Genomic DNA, 3,631 nt, shown 5'->3' with positions numbered 1-3,631 from the left:
GCGCCGACGCGGCCGAGTAGACGGCGAAGTCGTACCACTCCAGCGACGTCCCGGTGAGGCTGGCGACGAACGCCTTCGTCATCGTTCTGCGGTCGGGGCCTTGCGGGCCCGGCTCATTGGCCGCCGTCCGGTGCGGAATGTTCTGGTCCACGGGGCTCCCTCACGTCAGGACCTTTGATACGTGGAGCATACTTGCTGTATACAGCTCGTATGCGCAACCCTTCGGGGCACGGAATATGCGCAGAACAGCTTGAGAACCCAGCCCGACCTGGAGGAATCCCCATGCCCAGCCTCTCCTTCACACTGCCGGACGACAGCCGGCGCACCGTGACCGTGACGCGCCTGCTCAACGCCGGATACTCCGGCCGCAGCCAGCAGGACGTCGCCGCACATGTGGCGGAACTGGCCGAACTGGGAGTCCCCGCCCCCACCACGACCCCGGCGCTCTACCCCGTCTCCCCCTACCTCGCGCAGCAGGTCGACACGGTCTCCGTACAGCACGGGAGGACCTCCGGCGAAGCGGAGTGGGCGCTGATCGTCGACGATTCCGGCGAGCTGCTGCTGACCGCCGCCTGCGACCACACCGACCGTGAACTCGAGGCGCACGGCGTGGCCTGGAGTAAGAACGCCGGTCCCGACGTACTCGCCGACCGGGCCTGGCCGCTGGCGGAGGTGGCCGACCGCCTGGACGGCCTGACCCTGCAGGCGTGGGTGACGGACGCGGACGGCACCGAAGAGCTGATCCAGGACGGCACCGCCGCGGAACTGCTGACCCCGCACCACTGGACCGAGGTGCTGCGCGAGCGCGGCGAGCTGGAGCCGGGCACCGTTCTGATCTCCGGCACCATCCCGATGCGCCACGGCGTGGATCAGTTCGCCCGGCACTGGCGCGTGCGGCTCGCCGACCCGGAGACCGGGCGTGAGATCTCTCTCGGATACGACGTCGTCCCCATGCCCCCTCCCATCGGCTGAGCGCATGGGTTTCGGCGCGCGTGCACCAGCAGCAACAGACCCCTTGAAGGATCGTTGAACAATCCTCTAGGTTGGGCCCACCCTTCAGCGGCGCTCACTCCCCAACTGCGAGGTGCACATGAAGACCGACCCGATACCGCGTGCCGCCCAAGGCGGCGGCGCCGGTGCCTTCGCCTGGTTCCGCGAGCTCGGAGCCAGCGGGCGCCGCGCCTTCGCGGGCGCGTTCGGCGGCTACGCGCTCGACTCCTACGACTTCTTCACGCTGCCGCTGAGCATGGTCGCCATCTCGGCCTACTTCAGCCTCAGCACCGGACAGACGGGCCTGCTCACCACGGTAACCCTGGTCGTCTCCGCCGTCGGCGGCGCGGGCGCCGGCATCCTGGCCGACCGCATCGGCCGGGTGAAGACGCTCATACTGACGGTGCTCGTCTACGCCCTGTTCACGCTGCTGTGCGGCTTCGCACCCAACTACGAAACCCTGATGGTCTTCCGCGCCCTGCAGGGCCTGGGCTTCGGCGGCGAGTGGGCGGTGGGGGCGATCCTCGTCGCGGAGTACGCCTCGGCGAAGCACCGTGGCCGCACCCTCGGCGTCATCCAGAGCTCCTGGGCCGTCGGCTGGGCGCTGGCGGTCGTGGTCTACACGGTGGTCTTCCAGTTCCTGGACGAGTCGGTCGCCTGGCGCGTGCTGTTCTGGACCGGAGCACTGCCCGCCCTGCTCATCCTCTACGTGCGGCGGAACGTCACCGACGCACCGCAGGCGGCCGAGGCGCGCCGGAGCAGCCGCGAGCGCGGTTCGTTCGCGGCGATCTTCAAGCCCGGCCTGCTGCGCACCACACTCTTCGGCGTGCTGCTGTCCACCGGTGTCCAGGGCGGCTACTACACGCTCGCCACCTGGGTGCCCAGCTATCTGAAGACCGACCGCGGCCTGAGCGTCGTGGGGACCGGCGGGTTCCTGACGTTCCTCATCTCCGGCGCGTTCATCGGCTACCTCACCGGCGGCTACCTCACCGACAAGCTGGGCCGGAAGCGCAACATCGCGCTGTTCGCCGTACTCTCCGCGACCTGCGTCGTCGCCTACACCAACGTGCCGATCGGGTCGAACACGCTGGTGCTGATCCTCGGCTTCCCGCTCGGCTTCTGCATGTCGGCGATCTTCAGCAGCTTCGGCTCCTACCTCGCCGAGCTCTACCCCACCGCGCTCCGCGGCACCGGGCAGGGCTTCGTCTACAACACCGGCCGCGCCGTGGGCGCGTTCTTCCCCACCCTGGTCGGCTTCCTCGCGACCAGCTGGGGCGTCGCCGGCGCGCTGATCTTCGGCGCCGTCGGCTACGGACTCGCCCTCATCGCCCTGCTGGGACTGCCCGAGACGCGCGGCCGTGAGCTGGTCTGACCCGGGGACGCCGGGGTGGCCGGGGAAGCCGGGGACGGATGCCTCGACGCCCCGGTCCCCCGGCCCCGGCAGCCCCGACGCGGCGCGGACGCTCTTCCGCGGCGGCACGTCCACCCCGACCGCCGGCTGGGCGCCCGGCTGGACCCAGGCCAACCTCATCTCCGTACCGGCCGACTGGGCCTACGACGTGCTGCTGTTCTGCCAGCGCAACCCCAAGCCCTGCCCGGTGCTCGATGTGACCGACGCCGGGGACACCTCGAGCGTGCTCGCGCCGGGCGCGGACCTGCGCACCGATCTGCCCGCCTACCGGGTCTGGGAGCACGGCGAGCTCGTCGACGAGCCCGCCGAGGTGACCGGCCGGTGGCGCGGGGACCTGGTGACCTTCCTCATCGGGTGCAGCTTCACCTTCGAGTGGGCGCTCGGCGACGCGGGCGTGCCGCTGCGCCACGTCGAACAGGAACGCAACGTCGCGATGTACGTCACGGACCGCGAGTGCCGCCCCGGCGGGCGGCTGCGCGGTTCGATGGTGGTGTCCATGCGGCCCGTACCGGAGCACCTCCTGGAGACGGCGACCGAGGTGACCCGCCGGATGCCGGCCGTACACGGCGCACCCGTGCACAGCGGCGACCCGTCGGCCATCGGCATAACGGACCTGGACCGGCCCGACTTCGGCGACCGGATCGAGGTACCGCCCGGCGACGTGCCCGTCTTCTGGGCCTGCGGCGTGACACCGCAGGCCGCCGTGATGACCTCCCGGCCCCCCTTCGCGATCACGCACGCCCCGGGCCGGATGCTCATCACCGATGTACGGGACGACCAGTACCTGCTGGCGTAGCCCCTCGGGCCGGAAGGCGGGGCGGCGGGCCCGGAGCGCGGATCAGAGGGCGGTCCTGGCCAGCGGCTGGGGCGAGCCGACCCAGCGGATGTCCACCGAGCGGATGTCATCGGCGCGGAAGCGCGACGACGCGGCCAGGTGCTGGGCCGATCTGCCGCCGGCCTCCCAGGTGGCGACGACGCTCTCTCCGCCCTTCTTGTCCGTGATCACGAGCTCGTAGGACCGCTTCGCGCTCGAGTCCGCCTGCCCGCCCCAGGCCTTCTCGTACTCGCAGGACCAGTCCAGCCGCGTCCCCCACGGCTTCTCGGCGACGCTGATGCCGGCCTTCATCCCCGACGCCCCCACGGGCTTCATGGCGACCGTCGCCGGAGCGGCGTCCGCGCCGCCCAGCGTGGCCGCGCCCGCGGCACCCAGCCCGACGCACAGCACGCACG

The 3,631-nt window shown here is 71.2% G+C and carries 4 protein-coding genes; 3 read left to right on the top strand and 1 reads right to left on the bottom strand.

What is annotated here, in order from left to right:
• Window positions 1-282: 282 nt before the first annotated feature.
• The 3 genes from ACRDP3_RS20505 (at window position 283) to ACRDP3_RS20495 (ending at window position 3,197) form a co-directional block, all read left to right on the top strand.
• Complete coding sequence (locus ACRDP3_RS20505; protein WP_431518436.1) at window positions 283-972, top strand: DUF2848 domain-containing protein; 690 nt, start codon at window positions 283-285, stop codon at window positions 970-972.
• A gap of 118 nt (window positions 973-1,090) precedes the next feature.
• Window positions 1,091-2,362: an MFS transporter gene (locus tag ACRDP3_RS20500; RefSeq protein ID WP_431518435.1), complete on the top strand. Its 1,272-nt coding sequence runs from the start codon at window positions 1,091-1,093 to the stop codon at window positions 2,360-2,362.
• Window positions 2,349-3,197, top strand: coding sequence for a putative hydro-lyase (locus ACRDP3_RS20495; RefSeq protein ID WP_431518434.1), 849 nt, complete (start codon window positions 2,349-2,351; stop codon window positions 3,195-3,197). The genes ACRDP3_RS20500 and ACRDP3_RS20495 overlap by 14 nt, the downstream gene beginning before the upstream one ends.
• A gap of 42 nt (window positions 3,198-3,239) precedes the next feature.
• Here ACRDP3_RS20495 and ACRDP3_RS20490 read toward each other — a convergent pair.
• Window positions 3,240-3,631: hypothetical protein (locus ACRDP3_RS20490; protein WP_431518433.1), on the bottom strand; the 392-nt coding region annotated here is incomplete at its 5' end.

It is taken from the genome of Streptomyces sp. (genome assembly GCF_050698815.1).
In the GTDB taxonomy this organism is placed as follows: domain Bacteria; phylum Actinomycetota; class Actinomycetes; order Streptomycetales; family Streptomycetaceae; genus Streptomyces.
This window is presented reverse-complemented; position numbering and strand designations above follow the sequence as displayed.